We start from the raw sequence: 26,741 nt of genomic DNA on the forward strand, positions 1-26,741 counted from the left end.
GCGCTGATCAGACATCCCGTCTAGCGCCTTTTTATTCATCGTATGGATACGTGGCTGCTGAACGGGTTGCAACGTCTTCTTACCCGCCGTCGTCAGCGCCGGCGACAGCACTATTTTTCATATTCGAGTGAGGTGGTTGTGTCTTACGTAGTGGTAGGTGGTGGTGTGCTCGGTTTGTTGTCGGGCCTCATGTTGGCGCGCAAAGGGCTACAGGTGACCTTGTTTGATCGCCAGTCAATGGGCAGCGAATCTTCCTGGGCCGGCGGCGGCATCGTTTCTCCACTCTACCCGTGGCGCTACAGCGAGGCGGTTACTGCGCTCGCTCATTGGTCGCAAGATTTTTACCCGGGCCTGGGTGAACAGTTAAAGGCAGAAACTCTGGTAGACCCCGAAGTCTTCGTCACCGGACTGTATTGGCTGGATCTGGACGACGAGGCTCAAGCGCTGGCCTGGGCGCGAGCGCTCGGTCGGCCATTGGCGTCGGTGCCGATGAGCGAGGTGTACGGCGCCGTTCCGGTTCTCGGTTCGGGCTATCAACACGCGGTTCACATGAACGGCGTTGCCAACGTCCGTAATCCTCGCCTGGTCAAAGCGCTGCGTGCCGCGCTGATGCAGATGCCAAACGTCACGCTGCGTGAGCAAACGCCGGTTACGGGGTTTATTCGCGAGGGCGACACCATTGTTGGTGTGCACACCGCCGAAGGCGAAATCCGCGCGGAACGCGTGGTACTTACTGCCGGCGCCTGGAGTGGCGAATTGCTTGCCACGCTGGGGCTCGACTTGCCCGTGGTGCCGGTAAAAGGTCAGATGATCCTGTTCAAGTGCGCTGCCGACTTTTTGCCGAGCATGGTGTTGGCTAAGGGGCGTTACGCCATTCCGCGCAAGGACGGCCACATTCTGGTCGGCAGCACGCTGGAGCATTGCGGGTTCGATAAGACGCCTACCGATGAGGCACTCGCCAGTTTGAAGGCGTCGGCCATCGAATTGCTGCCGGCCTTGGCAGATGCCGAGGTGGTGGGGCACTGGGCGGGGTTGCGGCCGGGGTCGCCGGAGGGCGTTCCGTTTATTGGGCCGGTGCCGGGGTTCGAGGGGTTGTGGTTGAATTGCGGCCATTACCGCAATGGGCTGGTGCTGGCGCCGGCGTCCTGTCAGTTGCTGACGGATTTGATGCTGGGCAACCCGCCCATCATCGACCCCGCGCCTTACGCGCCGCAGGGTCGACTCGAAGCGCTGTGATCAGTCGATGCCGAGCTTTTTCAGGCGGTAGCGCAGGGAACGGAAGGTCAGCCCTAGGCGCTGGGCCGCCGCGGTGCGGTTCCAGCGGGTTTCTTCGAGCGCTTGCATGATCAGGTTGCGTTCGATGTTTTCGAGGTAGTCCTCGATATTGTCGATTTGCGCCAGGCTCGCCTCGCCGTTTTCGCCGGAGCCACTGGCGTCGGCCAAGCGCAGGTCGCTGGCTTGAATGCGGTCGTCTTCGCACAGGGTGTACGCGCGTTCCAGCATGTTTTCCAGTTCGCGCACGTTGCCGGGGAAGCGGTAGTTTTTCAGCTTTTCCAGGGCGTCGGGGTCGAGGCTGGCGGCGGCTAGGCCTGTGCCCTCAGCGAGGCGCTTGAGCATCACGTCGCACAGTTGCGCGATGTCTTCGCGACGTTCGCGCAGGGCCGGCACCCGCAGCTCGATCACGTTCAGGCGGTAGTACAAGTCCTGGCGGAAGCGACCGGCGGCCACTTCGGCGGCGAGGTCTTTGTGAGTGGCGCTGAGAATGCGCACGTCCACCACCACTTCTTGCTGGCCGCCGACGGTGCGGACGGCTTTTTCCTGAATGGCGCGCAGCAGTTTCACTTGCATGGCCAGCGGCAGGTCGGCAACTTCGTCGAGGAACAGGGTGCCGCCGTTGGCCGCTTGGAACAGGCCTTGTTTGTCTTCGATGGCGCCGGTGAAGCTGCCTTTTTTATGGCCGAAGAATTCGCTTTCCATCAGCTCGGACGGGATCGCGCCGCAGTTCACGGGCACGAAGGGCAGTTCGGTGCGCGGGCCTTGTTCGTGGATCAGGCGTGCTACCAATTCCTTACCGCTGCCCGATTCGCCGCTGATGTAAACCGGCGCCTGGCTGCGCGCCAGTTTGAAGATTTGTTTGCGCAGCGCGCGCATGGGCGGCGAGTCGCCGAGCAGGCGGTTGTCTACGGTGACTTCCTCGCCGTCGTTGCTGCGAATACGCAGGGCGGTGGCGACCAGTTCCCGCAGGCGGCCGAGGTCCACCGGTTTGGTCAGGAAGTCGAAGGCGCCGGCTTTGAGGGCGTTGATCGCCGTGTCGAGACTGCCGTAAGCCGTGATCATCGCCACCGGCACCTGCGGGTGGCGCTGCTGAATGTGCTGCACCAGGTCCAGCCCAGTGCCGTCGGGCAGGCGCATGTCGGTCAGGCACAAGTCGAATGGCTCGCGGGCCAACAGTTCGCGCGCTTCTTTGACGTTGCGCGCGCTGCGGGTGTCCAGTTTCATGCGGCCGAGGGTAATTTCCAGCAGCTCGCGGATATCGGGCTCGTCGTCGACGATCAGGGCTTTTTGCCGGGCGGTCATGGTCAGCTCAATTTGCGCGGGTGGGCGAAGGTTATTCGGAAGCAGCCACCGCCGACATCGCGGGTTTTGTAATCCAGACGGGCCTGGTTGCTTTCACAGAGTTCGCGGGAAATGTACAGGCCGAGGCCCGTGCCTTTGTTTTCGGTAGTGTAGAAGGGCTCGAAAATATTCTGCCTGTGTTCGGCCGGTACGCCGGCACCGTCGTCCAGTACTTCGAGAATCGGCAGGTCGCTGTCAGGATCGCGGAACAGCTTCAGCCAGACCTGGCCTTGCTTGTTCTTGATCGCACTGTGGCGCAAACCGTTTTCCACCAGATTCGTCAGCACCTGGGTCAGCTGATTGGGGTCCATACGGGTCTGGATGGTGCTGCCGGCGGTTTCCAGGTGCAGCAGTTGGCTTTCGCTGGTGGTCGTGCGGAACTCGCTGGCGAAGCGGTGCAGCCAGTATTTGAGATCAAGCAGTTGCGGCTCGGCCTGGCGCCGGCGTGACAGCTGCAGCACGTTTTCGATGACCAGATTCATGCGCCGCGAATGGTCCTGAATGATCTGCGCCAGGCGCAGGTCGGGGCCATCGAGGTCTTCGGATTCTTGCAGCAGCTGCGCGGCGTGGCTGATGGCGCCCAGCGGGTTACGAATTTCATGGGCGATGCCGGCGGTCAGGCGGCCGAGGGAGGCGAGTTTGAGTTGCTGCGCTTGCTGCGCGATTTGAGAGATATCGTCAAGAAAGACCAGCGTGTCTTGTTTCTCGCCGCGCTGCAGGGTGACAAAACTGGGCTGCAGCACCGGGCCGTCGTTCACGGCTTGCATGCTGGAGGGGCGCAACGTGGGGTTGCGCTGCCAATGCTGAAGGCGTTTGACCAGCTCGGGGCTGTGCGGGTCGAGGATTTTGCCGGCCAGTTCGTCGCGGCCCAACAGGCTGAGCGCGCCCTGGTTTGCCAAGAGCACGCGGTGCTGACCGTCGAGCACCAGAATGCCGGTGCGCATGCGCTGCAGAATCAGGGCGTTGAGGGCTTCGAGGTTAGCAACGTCGGCCGCCCGCTTTTCTGCCAGGGTTTCGCTGACTTGCAAACGCCGGGTTACGCCTTGGACGAATAACGCGGCGGCAAAGCAAAGCGTGCCGAATGCCCCGGCTTGCACGTACTGGCTCGATGCGGCTGGATTGCTCAGGCTCAGGTAGAAGGTCAGGTAGATCATGCCGATTGCAGCAACCGCTGCGATCAGCAGGCCGATGCGGCCACGCAGCAGAATATTGGCAATGGCTACCGCGACGATGAGCAGCGTGCCAATGCCGCTTGGCGTGCCGCCAGCGGCGTAGAACAGGCCGGACAGCAAGATCACATCGACCATGCTCAGGCTGAACACCTGCGCCAGGTGTTGCGGTCGGCGTACGCCCAAAGCAATGAGCGCGTTGAGGATCAGGTACAACCAGCTGCCGTATTTGAACAGGCTGTCGTTGGCCATTTGCAGCAGCTGGTTATCCAGCTCGCTGTAGATCAGTACCACCAGCAGCACGCCGATCGCGACGCGGTACAGGTGGTAGATCTTGAGAATTCGCTGCCCTTGCAGGCTGCTCAGGGTCAGAGTTTCACCGGTCACTGCGGGTAGCGCCCTGCTCGAGGTGGACCTGACTGCAGAACCATTGCGAGCCTTGGTTGACGGCGCTCACGCGAGGCGTGTGCACGCCGCAATGGGCGCAGCGCACCATCGGCGCGGCTTCTTCAAGGCCCGGTTTAGCCGGGGCGGGGCGCGTTGCGCGGCGCCATAGCCAGTACACGGCACAGATCAAACCGATCCAGATTAACAAGCGTCCCATAATTGACTCTTCGTTTCGTGAGGCTGGCAGTTTAGCCAAGCTGGTGGCGCCCGCACAGCCGGGAAATGGCACGGTGTGCGTTGTGTCCGTGAGTTCCGGCTGTGAAGCTACGCCGGCAAAAACGCGGGCAACAAAAAAGGAGGCCGAAGCCTCCTCTTTAATTACCCGTTGCGTGTTCAGTCGAACACGCCAAAGGTCATGTAGCTGAACCAGGAACGGTCGGTGTTATTGCCTTCCGCTTCGTGTTCTTCCTCGGCTTCGCTGTTTTCGTCTTCAGGCGGCAGCAAGTCTTCCGGAATTTCCTGTTCGGCATCCTGGTACTGCTTGATCACGTCTTGGCTGGCGCGGGTTTCGCCCGGTGGCAGCGGCGCGTCGCTTTCGATCAGGCCCAGGGTGGCTTTGCTCAGCCAGCTGCGGTTGTCGGCTTCGTCTTCCTGGGGCACGAACTTGCCGTCCACCAGGCTCGGGTGGTCGGGGTAGTTGAGCTTCAGCGTTTGCAGGCTGGTATCAGCCAGGTCGTTCAGGGCCAGGCGCTGGTAGGCCTCGGTCATGATCGCCAGGCCATCGCCGACGGCTGGGGTTTCCTGGAAGTTCTCAACTACATAACGACCGCGGTTGGCGGCGGCTACGTAAGCCTGGCGCGTCAGGTAGTAGTGGCCCACGTGTACTTCATAGGCCGCCAGCAGGTTGCGCAGGTAAATCATGCGCTGCTTGGCGTCGGGGGCGTAACGGCTGTTGGGGAAGCGGCTGGTGAGCTGGGCAAACTCGTTGAAAGAGTCGCGGGCGGCACCGGGGTCGCGCTTGGTCATGTCCAGCGGCAGGAAGCGCGCCAGCAGGCCGACGTCCTGGTCGAACGAGGCCAGGCCTTTCAAGTAATAGGCGTAATCAACGTTCGGGTGTTGAGGATGCAGGCGGATGAAACGCTCGGCGGCGGACTTTGCAGCTTCCGGCTCAACGTTTTTGTAGTTGGCGTAAATCAGTTCCAACTGCGCCTGTTCGGCATAGCGGCCAAACGGATAGCGGGACTCCAATGCCTTCAGCTTTGTGACGGCGCTGGTGTAGCTCTTGTTGTCCAGATCGGTCTGTGCCTGCTGGTACAGCTCGGACTCACTCAGGTTTTCGTCTACAACTTCATTAGAAGAACAAGCAACGTTGAGAGCGAGGATGGCGATCAGCAGCAGGTGTTTCACTTGCATGGCGGCTTGCGTCCCTGTGACGGCTGGCTGTCTTGAGCAGAGCCGTCCTGTTATGATGAGCGCCCCGGTTACCCCGGGACAAAGACGCCGTATTTAACCACAAGCGCGTAGCCGAAACCAAAGCCTACGCCGCGCCGTTACCGAGCATTCCTCCAATTAATAAGTTAGCCATCCAGATGCGCGCCGAGGTTCCGTCCGAATTGGGCGGCCAGCGCCTCGACCAAGTCGCCGCCCAACTCTTCAGTGAACACTCGCGTTCGCGCCTTACCGCCTGGATCAAAGAAGGTCTTTTGACGGTGGACGGCGAGGTGGTGCGCCCCCGTGACATCGTGCACGGCGGCAGCGTCCTGGAGCTCAATGCCGAGCAGGAAGCACAAGGCGAATGGGTGGCCGAAGACATCGAGCTGGACATCGTCTACGAAGATGACGACATCCTGGTCATCAACAAGCCGGCGGGTTTGGTTGTTCACCCAGCCGTGGGCCACCAGAGCGGCACCTTGCTCAATGCGCTGCTGCACCATGTGCCCGACATTATTAATGTGCCCCGCGCCGGCATCGTCCATCGCCTGGACAAAGACACCACCGGCTTGATGGTGGTGGCGAAAAATATTCAGGCGCAAACGCAACTGGTCGACCAGCTGCAAAAACGTTCGGTCAGCCGCATTTATGAATGCATCGTCATTGGCGTGATTACCGCCGGTGGCAAGATTGACGCGCCGATCGGCCGCCACGGTCAGCAACGTCAGCGCATGGCTGTAATGGAAGGCGGCAAACAAGCCATCAGCCATTACCGCGTGCTGGAGCGCTTCCGCTCGCACACCCACGCCCGGGTCAAACTCGAAACCGGCCGCACCCACCAAATTCGCGTGCACATGGCGCACATCAACTTCCCGCTGGTGGGCGATCCGGCGTACGGCGGCCGCTTCCGCATTCCGCCAGCCGCCAACCCGACCATGTTGCTCGCGTTGAAAGAATTCCCGCGCCAAGCGCTGCACGCGCGCTTTCTTGAGCTGACTCACCCGGTGACGGGCCAGCGCATGAAGTGGGAGTCTCCGCTGCCGGAAGACTTCGTCTGGCTGCTGTCGTTGCTGCGCCAGGACCGCGAAGCTTTTGTCGGCTGAATCGGTGTCGGCTGAGCAAACTTCCCTCTGGCTAACGCCGGATTGGCCTGCGCCCGCGCAGGTCAAAGCCTGTGTCACCACCCGCGCCGGTGGTGTCAGCCAAGCCCCGTTCGATAGCTTTAACCTCGGTGACCATGTCGGTGATGACGCTAGCGCGGTCGCTGCCAACCGCCATTCCCTCATCGCCCAACTGCACTGTCAGCCTGCCTGGCTGAAACAAGTGCATGGCGTTGCCGTGGCCGCTGCCGATCCCGCTCAGGTAGCCGAAGCCGATGCCAGCTGGACCGCCACGCCCGGCATCGCCTGCACGGTGATGACCGCCGATTGCCTGCCCGCGCTGTTCTGCGACCGCGCTGGCACCCGTGTGGCGGCGGCACACGCCGGCTGGCGCGGGCTGGTTAACGGCGTGCTGGAAGCCACGCTTGACTCGCTCGCCGTACCGCCAAGCGACGTACTCGTCTGGCTCGGCCCCGCCATCGGCCCGCAAGCCTTTGAAGTGGGCGCCGAGGTGCGCGAGGCCTTTATGGCCGTGCAGCCCGAAGCCGAACAAGCCTTTGTGCCGAGCGCCAATGCCGGGAAATACCTTGCCGACATTTATCAGCTCGCCCGCCTGCGCCTGGCCGCTCGTGGCGTAACGGAGGTGTACGGTGGCGGCTTATGCACCGTCAGCGATTCACGCTTTTTCTCCTACCGCCGCGCCGCCCGCACCGGCCGTTTCGCCTCATTGGTATGGCTCGCACCCTGAGCTGAGCCCGGCGCCACGCCGTCCTTGCAACTACAGTCAATTCAAATGCCGGTCGGCCGCCTTGTCGGCCCGTTCGTTCGCGTTCGCCGTCAGCGCACCTTGAATCCCGAACAATCGGCCTCACTTACTTGAGCATCCCGGCAGACATTTTTTATCAGGTGCGTTCATTGCGCCGGCTGCCCTCTAAAGGAAGGTAAACCTATGCGTATCGATCGTTTAACCAGCAAATTGCAGTTGGCGTTATCCGACGCCCAGTCTCTGGCCGTGGGCATGGACCACGCCGCCATCGAGCCATTGCACCTGATGCAGGCCTTACTGGAACAGCAAGGCGGCTCGATCAAATCGCTGCTGATGCAGACCGGTTTTGACGTAAATGTCCTGCGTCAGGCGCTGACCAAAGAGCTCGATCAACTGGCCAAAATCCAGAACCCCACGGGCGACGTTAACCTCTCCCAAGACCTGGCGCGCCTGCTCAATCAGGCCGATCGCCTGTCGCAGCAGAAGGGCGACCAGTTCATTTCCAGCGAACTGGTGCTCCTCGCCGCGTTGGACGAAAACACCAAGCTCGGCAAGCTGCTGCTGGGTCAGGGCGTCAGCAAAAAGGCTCTTGAGAACGCGGTAAACAACCTGCGCGGTGGCGACGCGGTCAACGACCCGAACGTGGAAGAGTCGCGTCAGGCACTGGACAAATACACTGTCGACCTCACCAAGCGCGCTGAAGAAGGCAAGCTTGATCCGGTGATCGGCCGTGACGACGAAATTCGCCGCACCATACAAGTGTTGCAGCGCCGCACCAAAAACAACCCCGTGCTGATCGGCGAACCCGGCGTAGGTAAAACCGCCATCGCCGAAGGCTTGGCGCAGCGCATCGTCAACGGCGAAGTGCCCGACGGCCTTAAAGACAAACGCCTGCTGTCGCTGGACATGGGCGCGCTGATTGCCGGCGCCAAGTTCCGTGGCGAGTTTGAAGAGCGCCTGAAAGCGGTGCTCAACGAACTGTCCAAACAGGAAGGCCGCGTCATTCTGTTTATTGACGAGCTGCACACCATGGTCGGCGCCGGCAAGGCCGAAGGCGCTATGGACGCCGGCAACATGCTCAAACCGTCGCTGGCCCGTGGCGAGCTGCACTGCGTGGGCGCCACCACCTTGAACGAGTACCGCCAGTTCATTGAAAAAGACGCGGCGCTGGAGCGTCGCTTCCAGAAAGTGCTGGTCGATGAGCCGAGCGAGGAAGACACCATCGCCATTTTGCGTGGCCTGAAAGAGCGCTACGAGGTTCACCACAAAGTGGCGATCACCGACGGCGCCATCATCGCCGCAGTAAAACTCAGCCACCGGTACATCACCGATCGCCAGTTGCCCGACAAAGCCATCGACCTGATGGACGAGGCCGCCAGCCGCATCCGCATGGAAATTGACTCCAAGCCGGAGGTGCTTGATCGCCTGGAACGTCGCTTGATTCAACTGAAAGTTGAACGTGAAGCGCTGAAAAAGGAAAGCGACGACGCGGCGCTCAAACGCCTCGACAAATTGCAGGAAGACATCGCCAAGTTCGAGCGCGAATACGCCGATCTGGAAGAAATCTGGAAGTCGGAGAAAGCTGAAGTACAAGGCTCCGCGCAAATTCAGCAAAAGATCGAGCAAGCCCGGCAAGAGCTGGAAACCGCGCGCCGTCGCAGCGATCTCGAGCAAATGGCCAAGCTGCAATACAGCATCATTCCTGATCTTGAACGCAGCCTGCAGATGGTCGACCAGCACGGCAAAACCGAAAACCAATTGCTGCGCAGCCGCGTGACCGAAGAGGAAATTGCCGAAGTCGTCTCGAAGTGGACCGGTATTCCCGTGGCGAAAATGCTCGAAGGCGAGCGCGACAAACTGCTGAAAATGGAAAGCCTGCTGCACCAGCGCGTGATCGGCCAGAACGAAGCCGTGACCGCCGTGGCCAGCGCGGTGCGCCGTTCTCGTGCCGGTTTGTCCGACCCGGATCGGCCGAGCGGCTCGTTCCTGTTCCTCGGCCCGACCGGGGTGGGTAAAACCGAGCTGTGCAAAGCCTTGGCCGAGTTCCTGTTCGACACCGAAGAAGCACTGGTGCGCATCGACATGTCGGAGTTTATGGAGAAGCACTCGGTTGCCCGCCTGATCGGCGCACCGCCAGGTTACGTCGGCTACGAAGAGGGCGGTTACCTCACCGAAGCCGTGCGGCGTAAACCTTACTCGGTGGTGCTGCTCGACGAAGTGGAGAAGGCGCACCCGGATGTCTTCAACGTGCTGCTGCAAGTGCTGGAAGACGGCCGCCTGACCGACAGCCACGGCCGTACCGTGGATTTTCGCAACACCGTGATCGTGATGACCTCGAACCTCGGTTCCGCGCAGATTCAGGAATTGGTCGGCGACCAGGAAGCGCAGCGTGCGGCGGTGATGGACGCAGTGAGCAACCACTTCCGTCCGGAGTTCATCAACCGTATCGACGAAGTGGTGATTTTCGAGCCGTTGGCCCGTGACCAGATTGCCGGCATCGCCCAGATTCAATTGGGCCGCCTGCGCAAACGCCTGGCTGAGCGCGAGCTGAACCTGGACTTGAGCGATGAGGCGTTGGACAAGCTGATCGCCGTGGGTTACGACCCGGTCTACGGCGCGCGGCCGCTGAAACGAGCCGTGCAACGCTGGATCGAAAACCCGCTGGCGCAACTGATCCTGAGCGGCAAGTTTGCGCCGGGGTCGACCGTGACCGGCGTAGTCGATGGCGACGAGATTACGTTTGCGTGATCGTCACTGCTGGGCTTCATCCCTGCGATAAGTTGGGGTGTTTCACAGTCTACGTCCCATCCACCGTCATTCCCGCGCAGGCGGGAATCCAGGCTTGCATGACGAGCGCGTTTACCTGCTCCAGCCTGGATTCCCCGTCGTCAGATCGTCGCTTTCGCGGGAATGACGCGGTTTTGAAACCGTTACAGTTACCTTGATCTCCTACTCATCCCCGCTGCCGAACCACTTCCTGCGGATCGGCATGCACCAACACCTCAGCCCGTGGATAAGCGGCAATAATCGCCTTTTCCACTTGCTCGCACAGTTCATGAGCCACCGTCAGGCTCAGCTCTCCCGGCAACTCCAAATGCAACTGCACAAACCAATGCGTGCCCGAGATGCGTGTGCGTAAGTCATGGGCACCCAGCACCCCGGGCACTTGGCAGGCCAGTTCAAGCATGTTGGCGCTTACGTCGGCCGGCAGCTCTTCATCCATCAACACCGCCACCGACTCCCGCGCAATCTGCACTGCGCTCCAGAGTATGTAAGCGGCAATGCCCAGCCCAAACAACGCGTCCAACTGTTGCCAGCCAAACCAGGCCAACACCAATGCCAGCAGAATGCTGCTGTTAAGCAGCAAATCGGAGCGGTAATGCAGGGAGTCAGCGCGAATGGCCGTGGAGCCGGTGATGCGGATGACACGGTATTGGAAAGCCAGTAGCGCCACGGTCAGCGCCAGCGACAGCACCATCACGGCAATGCCGAGTTCGGGCGAACCGAGCGGTTCTGGGTGACGCAAATGCTCGACGGCTTGCACCGCCACCAACACCGCACTCACGGCAATAAACAGCGCTTGGGCAATCGCCGACAACGCCTCGGCTTTGCCGTGGCCGTAGCGGTGGTCATCGTCGGCCGGACGCAGCGAGTAGTGCACCGCCAGCAAATTAAGCAGCGAGGCGGCGCCATCCAGCAGAGAGTCGGTGAGGCCCGCCAGCAAACTGACCGAACCGCTTAACCACCACGCCACACCTTTGGCCACGATCAGGGTGATCGCTACCGCCAGCGAAGCGAAGGTGGCTTGGCGCAGCAGGCGCTCATGCGCTGCGGTTAATTTCATGCGGCGGGACGCAGACCGAAAGCGGCCAGCTGTTGCAGGCTGCCGGTGTGCTGAATCAGGCGCGGGTCATCCAGCGGCAGGGTGCGACCGGTTTCCTGTTGAATGAGGGCTTTGAGGCGAACCGGGTCGGCCTTGCCGTCGGCGCCGAGGGTGTCTTGCAGTTTTTGCGGATCGATTTGCGCGCTCTGGCCTTCGGGGAAGTAGATGGCGCCCGTGGCGAAGTCGATACCGAACGCGATCAGGCCGGGAATCACATAGAACAGCAGGCCGATGGCGTCGAGGCCGGCGACCACCGGGTCGATTTTGCCTTCAATCTGGCCCCGGCGATCCGGGAAGAAAATGCTGCCGCACGCGCTCAGTTGAGTGAGCAGGGCAACGATCAATGCACCACCAATTACACGAGACTTTACGGGCATCGCAAACACTCCTTTGAGATAAAAATTATGCGCGGCGTCGGGGCGGTTTCGCGGCCGACCTTCGCTCGCTGAATCTGGAAAGTGGGCAACTATACAAGCCAGGCACGCCCGGCGCAGCAAGCGCTGCCCAGCTAAGACCACAGGTAGCGACTGGCCGTTCGCCGGTATACTCGCCGCCCCACTGTGAACGCCGCCAATGACCTTTCCATGTCCATGACTCCGCTGCCCATCGACGCTGTTTTGCCTGCCCTGCGCGCGGCCCTGGCCGAGCGCCACGAAGCCGTGCTTGAAGCGCCGCCCGGTGCCGGTAAAACCACGCGCGTGCCCTTGGCGTTGCTCAACGAAAGCTGGTTGGCCGGGCAGTCGATCATCATGCTCGAACCGCGCCGTCTCGCGGCACGCGCCGCCGCCGAACGGCTGGCCAGTGAACTGGGCGAAGCGGTGGGCGGCACCGTCGGCTATCGCATTCGCCTGGAAAGCAAAGTGAGCGCGGCCACCCGTATTGAAGTGGTGACCGAGGGCATTCTCGCCCGCCGTTTGCAAGACGACCCGGCGCTCGAAGGCGTAGGGCTGGTGATTTTTGACGAATACCACGAGCGCAGCCTGGACGCCGATTTGGCCCTGGCCCTCACCCTCAACGGCCGCGCCTTATTACGCGACGACCCGCCGCTGAAAGTGCTGCTGATGTCGGCCACGCTGGAAGGCGAGCGCTTGTCGGCGCTGTTGGACAACGCGCCGGTGGTGCGCAGTGAAGGGCGCATGTTCCCGGTGGAAACCCACTGGGGCCGTCCGTTCCAGCCGGCCGGCCCGTATGCCAAAGAAGGCATCGAACCGCGCACCGTGCAAACGGTGTTGCAAGCGCTGACCGACGAACCCGGCAGCGTCTTGGTGTTTTTGCCGGGGCAGGGCGAGATCCGTCGGGTTAACGATCAACTGGCCGAAGCGCTGCAAGGGCGCAGCGACATTCTGTTGTGCCCATTGCATGGCGATCTGGACCTGCGCGCCCAACGCGCCGCTATCGAGCCTGCGCCCGAGGGCAAACGCAAAGTGGTGCTCGCCACTAACATCGCCGAAACCAGCCTGACCATCGATGGCGTGCGCGTGGTGGTGGACGCCGGTTTCGCCCGCGTGCCGCGTTTCGATCCGGGTAGCGGCATGACCCGCCTCGATACCCAACGCATCTCCCGCGCCAGCGCCACCCAACGCGCCGGCCGCGCCGGTCGTCTGCAACCGGGCGTGTGTTATCGCCTGTGGTCCCAGGCCCAGCACGAACAAATGTCCGCCTACGGCAGCGCCGAAATTCTGCAGGCCGACCTCGCCGGCCTCGCCCTACAACTGGCGCGCTGGGGCGTGACGCCGCAAGAACTGGCCTGGCTCGACGCCCCGCCCAGCGCTTCGTATGCCCAGGCGCAGGACCTGCTCATGCGCCTCGGTGCCTTGCAGGAAAACGGTCAGCTCACGTCCCACGGTCAGGCCATGGCCGAGCTGCCGGCCCATCCGCGCATCGCCCATTTGCTGCTGCGGGGCCAGGCGTTGGGATTGGGCGACTTGGCCTGCGACATCGCCGCGTTGCTCGGCGAGCGCGACATCCAACGCGGCGGCGGGGCGGACTTGCACAGCCGCCTGGCCCTGCTCAGCGGCGAAGAGCGCGGCCAGCGAGGCGGGCAGGGTGGCGTGCAGCGTGCCCGGCAACTGGCCAAACAATTCCGTTCCTACCTGCGCGGCAAACCCACCGAACCGGTCAGCGACCCCGAGCACTCACGCTGGCTGGGCGCACTGCTGGCCTTCGCCTATCCCGACCGTGTTGCCCAACAGCGCCGGGCTGGCGGCGGCGAATACCGCTTGGCCAATGGCCGCGCCGCGCAGTTCGGTGAGCCGGATGCATTGATGAAACAGCCGTGGCTGGTGATTGCCGAATTGGGCAGTCGCCAGGGCCAGCGCGAAGAGCGCATCTACCTGGCCGCCGAACTCGAGCCGGCGCTGTTCGACAGCGTATTGCGCGAGCAAGTGGCGGTGCGCGAGGAACTGGAATGGGACGAACGCCAGGGCGCGCTGAAAGCCGAACGGCAATGGCGCGTCGGCGAGCTGGTGCTCAACCGCGAGCCGCTGACCGACCTCGACGAAGCCACCCGCAGCCGCGCCTTGCTCGGCCTGGTCCGCCGCAAAGGCCTGGAGCTGTTGCCCTGGACGCCAGAGCTGCGCCAGTGGCAAGCGCGCATCGCCTTGTTGCGTCGCCTCGACCTGGCCCACAACGCCAGCAGCGAATGGCCCGACGTCAGCGATGCGGCCTTGCTGGCGAGCCTGGAAACCTGGCTGCAACCTTATCTCGGTAAGGTCACGCGCTTGAGCCACTTCGCCGCGCTGGACCTGCACAACATGCTGCAAACGCTGCTGCCCTGGCCGCTGCCGCAGCGTCTGGAACAGCTCGCACCGAAAGCCATTGAAGTGCCGTCCGGCTCGCGGATCGGCATCGATTACAACGAGGAGCCGCCCGTGCTGGCGGTGCGCATGCAAGAACTGTTCGGCCTGGCCGACACGCCGCGCATTGCCGATGGCCGCCAGGTGGTGAAACTCCATCTACTCTCACCAGGGCGCAAACCGGTGCAGGTGACGCAAGACCTGGCCAACTTCTGGCGCAGTACCTACGCCGAAGTGAAAAAGGAATTGAAGGGGCGTTACCCCAAGCATTACTGGCCTGACGACCCGCTGATCGCCGAGCCCACCGCCCGCGCGAAACCTCGCCGCTAAGTGGCGCTCATGCAATGCCCAGGGCAGCCGATAGCTGCCCTTCAACCGTTTCGCCGAACACCCTGGAGAATGATGGTATGGCGCTCAATCTGAAGTTTCGCCACAAGATTTTGTTGGCGGCAGGTTTAACCGTGGTGTTTGCCTTCACCGTGTTTGTGCTGTTCAACGACTACCGACAACGGCAAACCCTGCGCGTCGATGCCGAGCGCTCCATGGGCGAATTGGGCGCACTGACCACCTCCAATATTCAGACCTGGCTGCGCGGCAACATGGCGTTGGTCGACTCCATGGCGCAGCAAATCAGCGCGCAAGGCGCAGCGCCCGACACGCTCAAGCAAATCGTCGGCCTGCCGGTGTATGGCACGGCGTTTCAGCTCAGCTACTTCGGCGGCGCCGACGGCCTGATGTTCTCGGTGCCGGCCGGCTCACGCGCCGCAGACTACGACCCCCGGGCGCGTGGCTGGTACAAAGCCGCCATGGCCGCCGGGCAGACCGTGGTCACCGAACCCTACATTGCCGCTTCGTCGGGCAAGCTGGTGATTACTGTCGCCACGCCGGTCAAACAAGGCGGGCAAGTGATCGGCGTGGCCGGGGCCGACATTGATCTGGGCAGCGTCAGCGCCACCATCAACTCGCTGGACTTCGACGGCCACGGCCACGCGTTTATCGTCAGCAGCGACGGCAAAATCCTCATTCACCCGAACAAAGACCTGATCCTCAAAACCCTCGGCGAAGCCTTTCCGGGCAGCGGTCTGGTGGCCAAAAGCGGGCTCAGCGATGTGACAGTCAATGGCGAAGACATGCTGGTGCAGTTCACCCCGATGCAAGGCATCGCCTCGGCGAACTGGCAGCTGGGCTTGGCACTGGAGCAGTCCTTCGCCTTCTCGATGCTCAAGGAATTTCGCATAACCGCCACCTTGGCCACCGTGATTGCCGTAATCGCCATCATCACCTTGCTCAGCCTCCTGATCCGCGTGCTGATGCAGCCGTTGTTTGTCATGGGCAAGGCCATGCAGGACATTGCCGAAGGCGAGGGCGACCTGACCCGGCGGCTGGTGGTGTTGCGCCAGGACGAGTTCGGCCAGATGGGCACCTCGTTCAACCGCTTCGTTGAGCGTATTCACCAGTCGATCAAAGAGGTTTCTTCTGCCACGCATCACGTAAACGAAGTGGTGTCCCGCGTGCTGGTCGCCTCCAATGCCTCGTTGCAGAACTCCGACCAGCAGGCCTCGCGCACCACCAGCGTGGCGGCGGCCATCAACGAGTTGGGCGCTGCCGCCCATGAAATTGCCCGCAATGCGGCCGTCGCTTCGGAAAGCTCGGCCGACGCCAGCGCCTTGTCCGCCGAAGGGCAGCAAGTGCTGGGCCGGTCGATTAGCTCCATGCGCGAGCTGTCGCAAAAAATCAGCGAGTCGTGCGGCACCATCGAAACGTTGAACGCCAAGACGGCCAACATCGGCCAGATTCTCGAAGTGATCACCGGCATTTCCCAGCAGACCAACCTCTTGGCCTTGAACGCCGCCATCGAGGCCGCGCGTGCCGGTGAAGCGGGGCGCGGTTTTGCCGTGGTGGCTGATGAAGTGCGTAACCTGGCGCACCGCACACAAGAGTCGGCGCAGCAGGTCCAGCAGATGATTGACGAACTGCAAACCGGCGCCCGCAGCGCCGTCAGCACCATGGAAGAAAGTCAGAAACAGAGCGACAAAACCGTGCAGGTCGCCAATCTGGCCGGCGAGCGGTTGGGCAGCGTGACCAGTCGCATCGACGAAATCGACGGCATGAACCAGTCGGTCGCCACCGCCACCGAAGAACAAACCGCCGTGGTTGAAACCATCAACATGGACATCACCGAAATCAACACCCTCAACCAGGACGGCGTCGAAAACCTGCGCACCACCTTGCAGGCGTGCAAAGAGCTGGAACAGCAGGCGGCGCAGCTAAGCCAGTTGGTACGTAGTTTCAGGATTTAAACAAAGCGAGCGCGGCTACTGTGGAAGCGGCTTGGATTGCAGCGTTTGCAGGAAATCGCGGCTGAAGCCGCTCCCACAGGATCACCCCGAAACCTGTGGGAGCGGCTGGGCGGCATTCCGATCAGCCGCGATGCTTTTGCATTACGGCTGCGCCTTTTCCGGCAACAAAAACCGCGCCACCAGCGGCAGGTGATCGGAGATACGCAAGGTATCCACCTGCCGCACATTCGCCGCTACCCGCGCCAGCATCGGGCTGTGGAAGAGGTAGTCGAGGGTGCGGTCGGGGCCGGTGGCCTGCGGGTCGTTGGGGAAATGGGTGTACCACGCGGCCTGATTCGCGCCACCGGTTTCTTCAAGGCTCGGAATCATCGGGTACTTGCCTGCCAACACCTGCAGCTCGCTTTGCGGCGCATACCAACTGCGCTGACGCTCGGACAACCGTTCGTACTGGCCTGGCGGCAACAGGTTGAAATCCCCACCGATCAACCACGGCGTATTGGCGACATTCAAGGCGTGCAGCTGCTCGTCGATCATCGCCACTTGCCGTTGCATGGTGTCGTCGCCCTGGGCGAAGGCATCCAGGTGGGTGTTGATTACCGCCATTTGGCCACCGTCGCGGATCGGCAAGTAGCTGACCAGCATGGCGCGCTTGAGATTGAACTGGCGCGTGAGCAAATCAGCCGGCGGCGTTGGCAGCTGCAAACGCTCGGCCTGCCTGATGCGGTAACGGCTCAGGGTGCCGAGTTTCATGCCGACGCTGCCGCGAATTTTCGGGTGCGGCACAAACGAGGCTTTCCAGTAGAACGCTTGGCTGCTGCACGGATAAAGGTCGGCCAGCCGCTCATGCAGCAGGGCCATCTGGTCTTGGTAATCGGTGGCCTTGGTGTTCTCGTGCAGCTCTTGCAGCAGCACGACATCGGCCTGTTCATCACGCAGGATGCGCACCACTTCGTCCAGGCTGTAGGCCAGGTCCGCGGCGGTGGGGCGGGTGTCGGGGCCGCTGCCGTCGGCCAGGTCGTACCAGAACACGTAGCGCTTGCCGGCCAGGTATTGCACGTTCCAAGTCACCACCTTGAGCGCCTGACCGGGTTGCAACGTGGCGGTATTCGCCTCGCAACTCAGCGCAGCGGGTTCGCGGTCGGCCGGGTGCCAGGTGATGCTGTACACCAGCACGCAAAGGGCAACGGCAAACAATACGGTGATCAGCAGTAGTTTTCGGAACGGAAACGGGCGTAACACAGGCATGAGCAGTGGCCAATTGGCGAGAAAGATGCGAACCGGAGCATAACCGAGCACAGCGTTTAGCCCAAATGGCCCGGGTGGCTGGCGAATGTCATAGACAGCACTGTAGATTACGCCGCGGTTGTACGATCTCTCGACAATCCCGCCCGAGCCAAGGGTACGGGCCTCTTATTAAGGATGATAAATGCGCTGGGCATTGTTGCTGCTCACCGTGCTCTGCCAGCTCGTGGTTGCTGCCGAGCGCGCGCCGTTGCGGGTGATGACCGACCTCTGGCCGCCGTTTCGCATGCTCAATGCGCAGGGCGAACTGGTGGGGCTGGATATCGACGTGCTGAATGAAATCGGGCGCCGTAGCGGGCTGCACTTCGACATCCAGCGCGCACCGTGGGCGCGGGGGCTGGCGGACCTGCAACAAGGCCGCGCGGACCTGATGATCGGCCTGGCGAAAACCGCCGACCGCGAACAGTACGTGCAGTATCTGCCCACCCCGTATTACGCCTGCGCACCGCGGTTCTATACCGCCAGTGCGGCGGCCGGCCAGGTGCAGCGCTACGCGGACTTGCAAGGCAAAGTGATCGGCTTCGTCCATGAGTCGGTTTATTTCGAGCCGTTCGACTCCGACACCGCCTTGGTCAAACACGGCGTCAACAACGAGCAGCAGTTGCTGGAAATGTTGCTGCGTGGAAGGTTGGCCGCCTTTATCGGCACCGACTGCCAGGTCGACTATGAACTGCTGCAGCCGCAATACGCCGCCACCATCGCCAAGACCCGCTATCAGCCCCTGGCAAAAACAGAACTGTTTATTGGTTTTTCCCGCGTGCTGGAGCAGTCCAGCGAGCAGGCGCTGATGAGCGCGGCATTGAAGAAAATGCTGGCGGAGGGCTGGATCACGCGCCAGGCCAAGCGCTACCAGGCGCAGCGCTAGGGCGCTTCAGCCCGCCGGAGGCTCTACATAGATTTCATACAGCGAGGTCGCTTCCCAATAGGTGGCCTCGATTTTGTGGCCGTCCAGGTCGCGCACGAAGCAGCCGTAATATTGCTCGCCATAGTGCGGACGCGGGCCGGGTGGGCCATCAGCGCTGGCACCGGCGTTGAGGGCGGCGGCGTAAAAGGCGTCTACCGAGGCTTTATCTTGGGCGACAAAGCCAATGTGCGTGCCGTTGCCGACCGTGGCGGGTTGCTCGTCGAAGGGGGTTTGCAGCCAGAACTCGGGGTACATGCGGCCGTACGCCACGGCGCCGGGATGCTCCAACAGCCGCTGGCAACCCAGGGTCGCCAGCACCCGGTCGTAAAACGCCACCGCGCGCTCGAAGTGATTGGTACCGACAGACACGTGGGAAAGAACGCTGGGATTGCTCTCGGGCATGGCTTGGGCTCCGGAAACGGCACTCTCCAAGCCTAGCTGGAAATCAGCCGCGCGCCGTTTCGCTGCTGATCAGCATAAACAGCCGGAACGTCACCACACTGGCGAACAACTGCAGGAAGCCGTTGGCGCAATCCAGCACGAACAGCATCAGCTCGTTGTCTTTGCCAGCGAGGTTGAAGCTCAGCAGATCCAGCGCCCAGAGCGGCACCATCACGCTCAGCACACAGAGCAGAATCCGCGCGAAATGGCCGTTGGTTTGGCTGAAGCTGTCGCGCATCGCCGCCAGCGGGCTGAGGCCACGCAGCACCAGCAGGTATTCGGAAAAGGCCAGCTTGACGATCACATACAAGCCGGGAATCACCATCAGGCTGATGCCCACCATGATCAACAACGTGCTGAGCGCCGCCAGCACCGCAAAGCGCGGCCACAGGCTGAGGGCCAGTGCCCACACATTGCTGAGCGCCGGCTGTTCACCGCTGCTGCGCGCCGCCAGGAAAATAATCAGCGAGCCGGTGTACAACGGGTAGAAAAACAAGCCGATCACCACGCTGTAAGCCGGCGAGGTATCCGGCCCGCTGGCGCTGGCCAAGGCGTATTGCGCCAGGCTTTCCAACATGATCAGCGGCAGACAGAGCAGGGCGATGCTCAGCAGGTTACGGCTGAAAAAGAACCAGGCATCGCGGATAACGGGAAAAGGATTCATCGCAAACGGTCACGGCAGCAGGAGCAAGGCCGCCACTGTAGCCGAAGGGCGGCGGTGCACCAACGGGCCAATTGTGGCGACCGGTTGGCAGATTGCTTCGGCCATTTCCTACGCGGTGATGGCATACTGCCCACACTTTGGCCGCCCAGGAGTTAGGCTGGTGAAAAGAATTGCCGTGTTCGCCGATGTGCAGAACCTTTACTACACCGTACGTCAGGCCCATGGCTGCCACTTCAATTACTCGGCGCTATGGGCAGACATCGCCCAGCACGGCGAAATTGTCGAGGCGTACGCCTACGCCATCGATCGTGGCGATCCCAAGCAGCAGCAATTCCAGCAAATTCTGCGCAACCTCGGCTTTACCGTGCGGCTTAAACCCTACATCCAACGCAGCGACGGCTCGGCCAAAGGCGACTGGGACGTGGGCATCACCATCGACATCATGGACGCCGCCCAGCGCGTCGACTGCGTGGTGCTGGCCTCGGGCGATGGTGACTTCGACATGCTGCTCGACAAGGTTCGCAGCTACGGCACTGAAGCCGTGGCCTACGGCGTGCCGGGGCTGACGGCGCAGTCGCTCGTTCGTGCGGCGACGCGGTATGTACCCATCGAAGGCGCGCTACTGCTGCGGTAACTACCGGCCGGCTGCGCGTCGGCTGCGCGGCGTTAGAAGGCGAAAACGCTGTTAACCTACGCGGCCGTTGAAAACCGCCGAGACCGACCGTGGAACCCATCGCTGTAATCGACTTCGAAACCACCGGCATTTCCCCTGGCCAGAGTTGCCGAGCCACTGAAATTGCGGCGGTGATCGTCGAAGACGGGCGCATCGTCGGGCGCTTTCAAAGCCTGATGAAAACGGGCGTGTGGGTGCCGCCGTTCATTGAGAACCTGACCGGCATCAGCAACGCCATGTTGCGCGCCGCGCCGCCGGCCGATGAGGTGATGGAGGCGGTGGCCGAGTTCGTTGGCGACATTCCGCTGGTGGCGCACAACGCTTCGTTCGACCAAAAATTCTGGGACGCCGAGCTCGCGCTGATCCGCCGTCAGCGCCGGCAAACCTTCGCCTGCTCCATGCTGCTGGCGCGTCGGTTGTTGCCGCAGGCACCGAACCATAAGCTCGGCACGCTCAACAGCTGGGCGCGCTTGCCCGTCACCGGCAAGGCTCACCGGGCCATGGCCGACGCCGAAATGGCCGCCAACCTCACCCTGTTTATGACCGGTCAACTGCGCGACGAGCACGGCATTCAAGCCATCTCCCACAACCTGTTGTGCCGCCTGCAAAAAGTGCCGGCCGCGAAAATTGGCGAAGCGCTGAAACTGGCGCGTAACGCCTGAAGAAGCGGACAGGGTAAACTGCGCGCTTTCCTGGCAACGCCCCCTGGTTACCCTTATGACTTTCGCCGCCCTTGGTCTGATCGAACCCCTGCTGCGCGCGCTCGAAGCGCTCGACTACAAAACCCCGTCGCCGATTCAGGCCCAGGCCATTCCGGCCGTGCTGGCCGGCCGCGACCTGATGGCCGCCGCCCAGACCGGCACCGGTAAAACCGCCGGTTTCGCCTTGCCGCTGCTGCAGCGCTTGACCCTCGAAGGGCCGACCGTTTCCAGCAACTCGGTGCGCGCGCTGGTGCTGTGTCCGACCCGCGAGCTGGCCGAGCAGGTGCACGAAAGCATTCGTGTGTATGGGCAGAATCTGCCGTTGACCACCTACGCGGTGTACGGCGGCGTGAGCATCAACCCGCAGATGATGAAGCTGCGCAAAGGCGTCGATATTCTGGTCGCCACGCCGGGGCGGCTGCTTGACCTGTTCCGCCAGAACGCCGTCAAGTTCGGCCAGCTGCAAACCCTGATCCTCGATGAAGCCGACCGCATGCTCGACTTGGGCTTCTCTGAAGAACTGCGCGATATCTACGCGGCGCTGCCGAAAAAGCGTCAAACCTTGCTGTTCTCCGCCACCTTCTCGGACGCCATTCGCGCGCTTGCCGGCAACACCCTCAACGACCCGCTGAGCATTGAAGTGAGCCCGCGCAACGTGGCGGCCAGCAGTGTGAAGCAGTGGATTATCCCGGTGGATAAAAAGCGCAAGCCGGAGCTGTTTTTCCACCTGCTGAAAAAGCACCGCTGGGGCCAGGTGCTGGTGTTCGCCAAAACCCGTAACGGTGTCGATCAGCTCTGCGAAATGCTGCAGCAGCAAGGCGTCAACGCTGATGGCATCCACGGCGACAAACCGCAAGCCACCCGCCAGCGCGCCCTGGACCGGTTCAAAAACCGTGAAGTGCAAATATTGGTCGCCACCGACGTGGCGGCGCGCGGCCTGGACATCGACGACCTGCCGCTGGTGGTCAACTTCGATTTGCCCATCGTGGCCGAAGACTATGTGCACCGCATCGGCCGCACCGGCCGCGCGGGCAACAGCGGTCAGGCGATTTCCCTGGTATGTGCCGATGAAGTGCAGCTGCTGTCGGCCATTGAAGTGCTCACCCGCCAGACCCTGCAACGCAGCGAAGAACAAGACTTCGAACCCGAGCACCGCGTACCGATGACCGACCCCACCGGCCAGGTGCTGAAAAAACCGAAGAAACCGAAAAAGCCAAAAACCGGCGGCGGAGGCGGCAAGAAAACCCTGGGCAAATGGACCGAAAGCGCCGAGCCGCTGGACGCACCGGTGAAAGCCATTCGCAAAGTGCCCAGCTTTAACACCGGGCCGCGCAAGAAGAAATAACCGACCGCCCCGCTTTTTGTAGGAGCGGCTTTAGCCGCGATTGTCCGGGCCTGGAACCGCAGGGGTCGAGGTCAAGAGCATCGCGGCTAAAGCCGCTCCCACAGGTGCAGGGCGATAAGTGTGGGAGCGGCTTCAGCCGCGATTGGCCGGGCCTGAAACCGCAGGGATCGAGGTCAAAAGCATCGCGGTTAAAGCTGCTCCCACAGGTACAGGGCGATAAGTGTGGCAGCGGCTTCAGCCGCGATTGGCCGGGCCTGGAACCGCAGGGGTTAAGGTCAAGAGCATCGCGGCTAAAGCCGCTCCCACAGGTGCAGGGCGATAAGTGTGGGAGCGGCTTCAGCCGCGATTGGCCTGGACAAAACGAGCGCGAAGCGCGCGGCGGGGGCTCACGACACGCGCTTATGCACCGCCGCCTCAGTCGCGTCGTAGATCACCACGCAAATGTGCTCCACCTGCCCGCCGCTAGAGGCCAGCGGCAGCAGGGTGACGTTCTGGTACATAAAGTCGGCGCGGCCGGTGATGGGTTGGTAGTTTTTGAAATGCACCAGGTACGGCCGCTGTTCCCACAGGCTGAACGCCCGGGTGCCGAGCGTGACCACGGTGTCGACCTTGCGCCGAAACCAGTCTTCGTCAATCTCTTTAAACAAGTCGAATAACGACTTGCCGTGTACCTCATCCGGGCCCAGGCCGGAGTGGTTTTCCATAAAGCTGTTAAACACTTCCACGCGGTATTGACGGTCGAGTACGATCACGCCCACATCGATGCATTGCACGATATCCAGCAGCCAGTGAACTTCTTTGATGTCGATCTGCGCAGGCATGGGCCGGGTCTCAGTTCATCAGGTAATTGATTTTGTAGGTCAGGCGCTGAATCGAATCTTCGGTAAACAGCAGCAGCAAATCGAAGTGCACGTTATGGCCCTCCAGGCTGTAGCTGATCTCCACCGCCAGGGTTTTGCGCCAGCGCTGTTTGTTCACCGTGATCAAACTTTCAATCGAGCTGTGCAGGCCGAGCAATTGCGGGTGGCCTTGGGAAAAGCGTACGTCGATCTGTTCGGAAATGCCGCTTAGGCACGCGCCGATCAGAATGCTCGCCAGGTCCAGGAGCATTTCCGATACATCGTGTTCGTCCTTGGGCTGCCACTTGAACAGGCGGCCGATATCGGCAATCTCGGAGTCGTGGAACAGCAGCAGCGCCTCGCCAGCGATGCCGTCGCCGATGAAGCCCTGGCACAACGCGCTGTAGCGCTCGCCGCGTTGCGCATCGGCCAGGGTCATGTGCAATTCGCTGACTTCGAAGATGTTGACGGTCGGCACCGGCAGCTCGACAAACACGCCCAGCACCTTGGCCAGCAACGCGGCGGCGCGGCCCATGGCCACGTTGGTGATTTCACGCAGGGCATCGCGGAAGTTCACTTTCAGCTCAAAGGCCGGGCGCAGCGGCACTTCAGCGGGCGGGGCAGGCTGGCCGAGTAAGTTCAAGCGTTGCAGGGTTTCGCGCAGCTTTTCCGGTTCGGCTGGTTTTTTGATGAAGGCCAGCGCGCCCAACTCCATCACGCGGCGCATCGCTTCTTCCTGCACATCACCCGAAACCACCACCACACTGGCCGCCAGGCCTTCGGCGCGCAGGGCGGCTAGTACTTCGTAGCCGTCCATCACCGGCATGGTCAGGTCGAGCAACACCACCTGGCCGAGGCCTTGGCGAATGGCCTGCATGGCTTCCTGACCATGGGCGGCCTGGGTGATGGACACCGGCCAATCCGCTGGGAGTGAGCGGATCAACTGTTTGCGGGCCATCATGGAGTCGTCGCAGACCAACAAAGGAATCACTATCGCGTTACCACCATGAGCAAGAAGAAATGCGGCCAGCCGCTGACCGAATGAAAGCAAGCATAGTCGTCAGTGCTGGTTGCCGCTCAGCGGAACAGACGTTACCTGCAGTGACGTTTACTGGTGCTTATCGGCCCATGCTGGTGCATCACCGAGCCGGTTAAAAGTGCCATCGGGCGCCAGGCTGGGGGTTTCAGGATAATGGCGCAAAACCTGCATTCTTGTTCGCTATTCTGAACATTTGGCTGAAGCAGCACCGCTATGCGCCACAAGGACCTGAAACACTGGACCACCGGATTCGCCCATTTGCTCACCCTGCCGAGCGGCCGGCCGCGCTTGCAGGGCTTGAGCCAATGGTTGAAGCAAATTTGCCCGGTCGACCATTTCGTTCTCTTCATTTACGAAGGCAACCACCGCCCGCTGGCGCTGTTCGATACTTTTGCTGTGGATAAACGCAAAATTTACGTCGACGATTACCAGGTTGGCCCCTATTTGCTCGACCCGTTCTACCTCGCCTGCACCCGAGACCAACCGCCCGGCTTGTGGCGCTTGCGCCAATTCGCGCCGGACCACTTCTATCTGGGCGAGTACTACCTCAACTATTACCAGCTCACCGGGCTGGCCGAAGAAGTGGCGTTTTTCGTCGACCTTGCCGACGGCGCCAAAGGCGTGTTGTCGCTGATGCGCAGCACCACCAGCCCGGCGTTCAGTCGCGATGAAGTGCAGATGCTGGAATGCGCCGAGGCAGTGGTCACCGAGGTGGTGCGGGAAGCGTGGCAGGAGTGTCGGGTGCAACGTCCGGCGCAAGACCTTGACCATAAAATTCGCGCCGCCTTCGACCAGTTCGGCGCCCACAGCCTGACCGCGCGCGAGCAGGAAATTGTCCAGCTGCTGTTGCGCGGCCACTCCAGCGCCTCGGTGGCCGAGCAGCTGGAAATCAGCCCCGGCACGGTGAAAATTCACCGTAAGAACATTTACGCCAAGCTGGGTATTGGCAGCCAGGCCGAGTTGTTGGGCTTGTTCATTCGCGAGCTGGCAGGGTCCGAAGGCGGCGAAGAGTTCGCCTTGCGCCACGCTTCGTGAGCCATCAATCGAGGCTAAAGCCTCTCCCACACTGAATCGCGACTCTGTAGGAGAGGCTTCAGCCTCGAGCTTTTGCTTTCATGGGCTCTCTATCCCTCAAGGGATATATACGCCCGCAAACCCCCGTTGCTAGTTTCTCCCCAACGCAGATAAGAACCAGAAAGGGGCGAGCGGTGAGCGATTCCAGCCAAGCATTCGATATCGAATTCCGTCAGGTGGTTAAGCGCTACGGCGCCACGCCGGCGGTGAACGGCGTGAGTTTCCAGGTGCGGCGCGGCGCCTTTCATTCGTTTCTCGGCAGCTCAGGCTGCGGCAAAACCACCACCTTGCGCATGATTGCTGGCTTCGAGCAGCCGTGCGAAGGCGAGGTATTGCTCGCCGGTCGTTCGGTGGCGGGCGTGCCGGCGTTCCAGCGGCCGGTGAACATGGTGTTCCAGAGCTACGCGTTGTTCCCGCACCTGAGCGTGGCCGACAACATCGCCTATGGCCTGCGCTACCAGACCCCGCGTCCAGACAAAAAACAACAGCGCCGCCTGGCCGACGAAGCCTTGGAAATGGTTCGCCTCAGCGGCTACGGGCAACGCAAACCGAGCGAGCTGTCGGGCGGGCAACAACAACGCGTGGCCCTGGCCCGCGCGCTGGTGAACAAGCCAACCGTATTGCTGCTCGACGAACCCCTGGCCGCGCTGGACCGCAAGCTGCGCAAGGAAATGCAGTCCGAATTGCTGCGTTTGCAGCGCGAGGTGGGCATCACCTTTGTCCTGGTTACCCACGACCAGGAAGAGGCGTTGTCCATGAGCGACAGCATCAGCGTCATGCAGGACGGCCTTATCGTGCAGACCGCCAGCCCCGAGCAACTCTACGAAACCCCAGCCAGCCGTTACGTCGCCGACTTTATCGGTGAATCCAACCTGTTCAGCGGCACCGTGCGCCGTATCGACGGCGACAGCGTGGTACTGGAAACCGCCCAGGGCCTACAACTGAGCAGCCCGCGCAGCCCAAGCGGTGTGGCCTTGAGCCCGCAAGTGGAAGGCTGCATTGCCGTACGCCCGGAGTTGATCAGCATCGGCGCCGCCAACACGCCGCTGGGCCGCGAGGTGACCCTTAACGGTCGCGTGGAAGACCGCATTTATCTGGGCAACCTCACTGAATACCGCGTGCGCACCGATCCCTTCGGCATCGTCTGCGTGCGCGTGCCGCGAGTGCGCGAACACAACCAGGCAAGTTTCGAACACGGCGTCGCCGTGCAGATTGGATGGGACCAGGCCAATGGCTTGGCGATGGGGCTTTGATAGGCAGCGCAGTTCAGCAGGTACACCAATAACTAACCGACACGTTTAAGGGGATGACC

The 26,741-nt window shown here is 61.9% G+C and carries 22 protein-coding genes and 2 pseudogenes; 13 read left to right on the top strand and 11 right to left on the bottom strand.

The window, feature by feature from the left end; translation table 11 throughout:
• Positions 1-138: 138 nt before the first annotated feature.
• Positions 139-1,236, top strand: a complete 1,098-nt coding sequence (thiO, locus tag ACZZZU_RS18860) for a glycine oxidase ThiO (RefSeq protein WP_463551479.1) — start codon at positions 139-141, stop codon at positions 1,234-1,236.
• Here thiO and ACZZZU_RS18865 read toward each other — a convergent pair whose 3' ends face one another.
• From ACZZZU_RS18865 to ACZZZU_RS18880, 4 genes are all read right to left on the bottom strand, one after another.
• Positions 1,237-2,577 (bottom strand): sigma-54-dependent transcriptional regulator, encoded by a 1,341-nt coding sequence (locus ACZZZU_RS18865; RefSeq protein WP_122492944.1) that lies wholly within the window; start codon positions 2,575-2,577, stop codon positions 1,237-1,239.
• Between the two features lie 2 nt (positions 2,578-2,579).
• Positions 2,580-4,172, bottom strand: coding sequence for a sensor histidine kinase (locus ACZZZU_RS18870; protein ID WP_463551480.1), 1,593 nt, complete (start codon positions 4,170-4,172; stop codon positions 2,580-2,582).
• Complete coding sequence (locus ACZZZU_RS18875) at positions 4,162-4,389, bottom strand: PP0621 family protein (protein ID WP_122492942.1); 228 nt, start codon at positions 4,387-4,389, stop codon at positions 4,162-4,164. The genes ACZZZU_RS18870 and ACZZZU_RS18875 overlap by 11 nt, the downstream gene beginning before the upstream one ends.
• Positions 4,390-4,565: 176 nt before the next feature.
• The gene (locus tag ACZZZU_RS18880) at positions 4,566-5,585 is read right to left on the bottom strand and encodes an outer membrane protein assembly factor BamD (protein ID WP_122492941.1); all 1,020 of its coding nucleotides are present in this window, start codon (positions 5,583-5,585) and stop codon (positions 4,566-4,568) included.
• A gap of 176 nt (positions 5,586-5,761) precedes the next feature.
• On the opposite strand from ACZZZU_RS18880, the gene rluD reads away from it, so the two are divergent.
• The 3 genes from rluD (at position 5,762) to clpB (ending at position 10,217) form a co-directional block, all read left to right on the top strand.
• Positions 5,762-6,706, top strand: coding sequence for a 23S rRNA pseudouridine(1911/1915/1917) synthase RluD (gene rluD / locus ACZZZU_RS18885; RefSeq protein ID WP_463551481.1), 945 nt, complete (start codon positions 5,762-5,764; stop codon positions 6,704-6,706).
• The gene (gene pgeF / locus ACZZZU_RS18890; RefSeq protein ID WP_463551482.1) at positions 6,696-7,451 is read left to right on the top strand and encodes a peptidoglycan editing factor PgeF; all 756 of its coding nucleotides are present in this window, start codon (positions 6,696-6,698) and stop codon (positions 7,449-7,451) included. The genes rluD and pgeF overlap by 11 nt, the downstream gene beginning before the upstream one ends.
• A gap of 201 nt (positions 7,452-7,652) precedes the next feature.
• The gene (gene clpB, locus ACZZZU_RS18895; protein WP_463381756.1) at positions 7,653-10,217 is read left to right on the top strand and encodes an ATP-dependent chaperone ClpB; all 2,565 of its coding nucleotides are present in this window, start codon (positions 7,653-7,655) and stop codon (positions 10,215-10,217) included.
• A gap of 205 nt (positions 10,218-10,422) precedes the next feature.
• Here the strand turns inward: clpB and ACZZZU_RS18900 are convergent, their stop codons facing one another.
• Together ACZZZU_RS18900 and ACZZZU_RS18905 are read right to left on the bottom strand one after the other, a co-directional pair.
• Positions 10,423-11,313, bottom strand: a complete 891-nt coding sequence (locus ACZZZU_RS18900; RefSeq protein ID WP_463551483.1) for a cation diffusion facilitator family transporter — start codon at positions 11,311-11,313, stop codon at positions 10,423-10,425.
• Complete coding sequence (locus tag ACZZZU_RS18905) at positions 11,310-11,729, bottom strand: polyribonucleotide nucleotidyltransferase (protein ID WP_122492937.1); 420 nt, start codon at positions 11,727-11,729, stop codon at positions 11,310-11,312. The genes ACZZZU_RS18900 and ACZZZU_RS18905 overlap by 4 nt, the downstream gene beginning before the upstream one ends.
• Positions 11,730-11,942: 213 nt before the next feature.
• Between ACZZZU_RS18905 and hrpB the strand changes: the two genes are divergently transcribed.
• The 3 genes and pseudogenes from hrpB to ACZZZU_RS18920 form a co-directional block, all read left to right on the top strand.
• A complete protein-coding gene (hrpB, locus tag ACZZZU_RS18910; RefSeq protein WP_463552156.1) occupies positions 11,943-14,477 on the top strand; it encodes an ATP-dependent helicase HrpB in 2,535 nt (844 codons plus the stop codon).
• Positions 14,478-14,689: 212 nt separating this feature from the next.
• Positions 14,690-15,592, top strand: a pseudogene (locus tag ACZZZU_RS18915) (cache domain-containing protein); the annotation flags it as partial.
• Positions 15,593-15,856: 264 nt separating this feature from the next.
• Positions 15,857-16,447 (top strand): annotated as a pseudogene (locus ACZZZU_RS18920) (methyl-accepting chemotaxis protein); the annotation flags it as partial.
• 141 nt (positions 16,448-16,588) lie between these two features.
• Here the strand turns inward: ACZZZU_RS18920 and ACZZZU_RS18925 are convergent.
• Positions 16,589-17,692 (bottom strand): endonuclease/exonuclease/phosphatase family protein, encoded by a 1,104-nt coding sequence (locus ACZZZU_RS18925; RefSeq protein ID WP_463551484.1) that lies wholly within the window; start codon positions 17,690-17,692, stop codon positions 16,589-16,591.
• Positions 17,693-17,873: 181 nt separating this feature from the next.
• On the opposite strand from ACZZZU_RS18925, the gene ACZZZU_RS18930 reads away from it, so the two are divergent.
• Positions 17,874-18,614, top strand: a complete 741-nt coding sequence (locus ACZZZU_RS18930) for a transporter substrate-binding domain-containing protein (protein WP_122492935.1) — start codon at positions 17,874-17,876, stop codon at positions 18,612-18,614.
• 6 nt (positions 18,615-18,620) lie between these two features.
• Here ACZZZU_RS18930 and ACZZZU_RS18935 read toward each other — a convergent pair whose 3' ends face one another.
• Positions 18,621-19,055, bottom strand: coding sequence for a VOC family protein (locus ACZZZU_RS18935; RefSeq protein ID WP_463381759.1), 435 nt, complete (start codon positions 19,053-19,055; stop codon positions 18,621-18,623).
• Between the two features lie 43 nt (positions 19,056-19,098).
• Positions 19,099-19,758, bottom strand: a complete 660-nt coding sequence (locus ACZZZU_RS18940; RefSeq protein ID WP_463551485.1) for a YciC family protein — start codon at positions 19,756-19,758, stop codon at positions 19,099-19,101.
• 118 nt (positions 19,759-19,876) lie between these two features.
• Here ACZZZU_RS18940 and ACZZZU_RS18945 point away from each other — a divergent pair, with 118 nt between their 5' ends.
• The 3 genes from ACZZZU_RS18945 to ACZZZU_RS18955 all read left to right on the top strand — a co-directional run bounded on the left by ACZZZU_RS18945 (position 19,877) and on the right by ACZZZU_RS18955 (position 22,477).
• Positions 19,877-20,392: a LabA-like NYN domain-containing protein gene (locus ACZZZU_RS18945; RefSeq protein ID WP_206000744.1), complete on the top strand. Its 516-nt coding sequence runs from the start codon at positions 19,877-19,879 to the stop codon at positions 20,390-20,392.
• An 89-nt stretch (positions 20,393-20,481) separates the two neighbouring features.
• Complete coding sequence (locus ACZZZU_RS18950) at positions 20,482-21,093, top strand: 3'-5' exonuclease (protein ID WP_463381761.1); 612 nt, start codon at positions 20,482-20,484, stop codon at positions 21,091-21,093.
• A gap of 55 nt (positions 21,094-21,148) precedes the next feature.
• Positions 21,149-22,477: a DEAD/DEAH box helicase gene (locus tag ACZZZU_RS18955; protein WP_463551486.1), complete on the top strand. Its 1,329-nt coding sequence runs from the start codon at positions 21,149-21,151 to the stop codon at positions 22,475-22,477.
• A gap of 386 nt (positions 22,478-22,863) precedes the next feature.
• Here ACZZZU_RS18955 and ACZZZU_RS18960 read toward each other — a convergent pair whose 3' ends face one another.
• Together ACZZZU_RS18960 and ACZZZU_RS18965 are read right to left on the bottom strand one after the other, a co-directional pair.
• On the bottom strand, positions 22,864-23,298 hold the full coding sequence (locus tag ACZZZU_RS18960) for a PAS domain-containing protein (protein WP_122492929.1): 435 nt from the start codon (positions 23,296-23,298) through the stop codon (positions 22,864-22,866).
• Positions 23,299-23,308: 10 nt separating this feature from the next.
• Positions 23,309-24,307, bottom strand: a complete 999-nt coding sequence (locus ACZZZU_RS18965) for a response regulator (RefSeq protein WP_463551487.1) — start codon at positions 24,305-24,307, stop codon at positions 23,309-23,311.
• Between the two features lie 261 nt (positions 24,308-24,568).
• Here ACZZZU_RS18965 and ACZZZU_RS18970 point away from each other — a divergent pair, with 261 nt between their 5' ends.
• Complete coding sequence (locus ACZZZU_RS18970; protein ID WP_463551488.1) at positions 24,569-25,390, top strand: LuxR C-terminal-related transcriptional regulator; 822 nt, start codon at positions 24,569-24,571, stop codon at positions 25,388-25,390.
• Positions 25,391-25,563: 173 nt separating this feature from the next.
• Positions 25,564-26,682: an ABC transporter ATP-binding protein gene (locus tag ACZZZU_RS18975; RefSeq protein ID WP_463551489.1), complete on the top strand. Its 1,119-nt coding sequence runs from the start codon at positions 25,564-25,566 to the stop codon at positions 26,680-26,682.
• Positions 26,683-26,741: the final 59 nt, after the last annotated feature.

It is taken from the genome of Pseudomonas sp. AC136 (assembly GCF_979258585.1).